The organism is Photorhabdus sp. RW14-46, assembly GCF_963887965.1.
Lineage (GTDB): Bacteria > Pseudomonadota > Gammaproteobacteria > Enterobacterales > Enterobacteriaceae > Photorhabdus > Photorhabdus laumondii.
On sequence record NZ_CAWPHH010000100.1, the window covers coordinates 1 to 1,093 of the forward strand.

A 1,093-nucleotide genomic window follows, 5' to 3' on the forward strand; every position below is an offset into this window, starting at 1 on the left:
GACATGAATTTAAAAACGTTTTCACTTTCTCAAGCAATTGCCACATATACTGACAGCCATGATTTCGTGTCACCGTTTCATGTAAGGATTGCCACAGACGCTCAATTTTATTCAGCCAGGGTGAATAAACAGGTAAAAACAACAGATTAAATTTAGGATGACAAGCCAGCCAATCTCTGACCCGTCGGCTTTTATGGATACTGTAATTATCCAAAATCAAAGTGAGGGTTTCAGCATGACAATACTGGCGTTCAAGTTCTTCCAATACATTGATAAATAACTGAGAATTCTTATTTAACCCGTCAGCATAAGTCACTTTTCCCGTTTGAACATTCAGGCAACCTGCAAAATAATGTTTTTGGTTTTTTCCTGGTGTCACTATACGTTTCTGTTGCCCTTTTAAATACCAGTCAGCCCCGATTTTTGGATTCAGCTCGATGTCGACTTCATCTTCATAAAAAACGGGATGTTTTTCTGAACACTTTGACAATGCCTCGGTAATTTTCGCCATTTTTTCATGGTACTCGGGATCGGGTAATTTAAGCGTCGGGGCTGCCCTTCACCACACGATACCCATTTTATGTAAGTAACGATAGAAGGTACTGATGGATAATTTTATGTTTAATAATTCATTGATTTTAATTATAAAAAACTCAAGACTCCAGCGAGAACGCAGGCAACCCAATTGCTGGGGAGAATATTGCAATAAAAAAGACAGTAAAGGATAAAGCGGGATTAAATTCCAGACAGCGGGTCTGCCCACAGGCAGGCTTTTGAGTCCTTCCAGACCATATAAAGTCAACCAGTTTATCCAGCGATAGACAGAAGAACGACTGGCGCAAAGGGTTTTGGCGACCAGAGAGACAGACTCGCCTCGATGCAGCATCAATATGGCCATGAGCCTGCGAGCATAATCTTTATCTCGGGTGTTCTGGATAATTTTTTTCATCTGGCGTCGTTCATTGCGGGGTATAGGTGCTATGATAGGCATAACTCAGTCCGTTTAGTGGTTTGGGATTATCTACAATTGATCAGATTGCAAAAATTGGACTGAGTTCCCTCCAAGTGTTCTACTATTTTGAAAAGTTATTTA

At 40.4% G+C, this 1,093-nt stretch carries 1 pseudogene; it reads right to left on the reverse strand.

Annotation, left to right across the window (positions count from 1 at the left end):
* A pseudogene (locus AACQ38_RS23715) lies at positions 1-991 on the reverse strand (IS630-like element ISPlu10 family transposase); the annotation flags it as partial.
* Between the last annotated feature and the right edge of the window lie 102 nt (positions 992-1,093).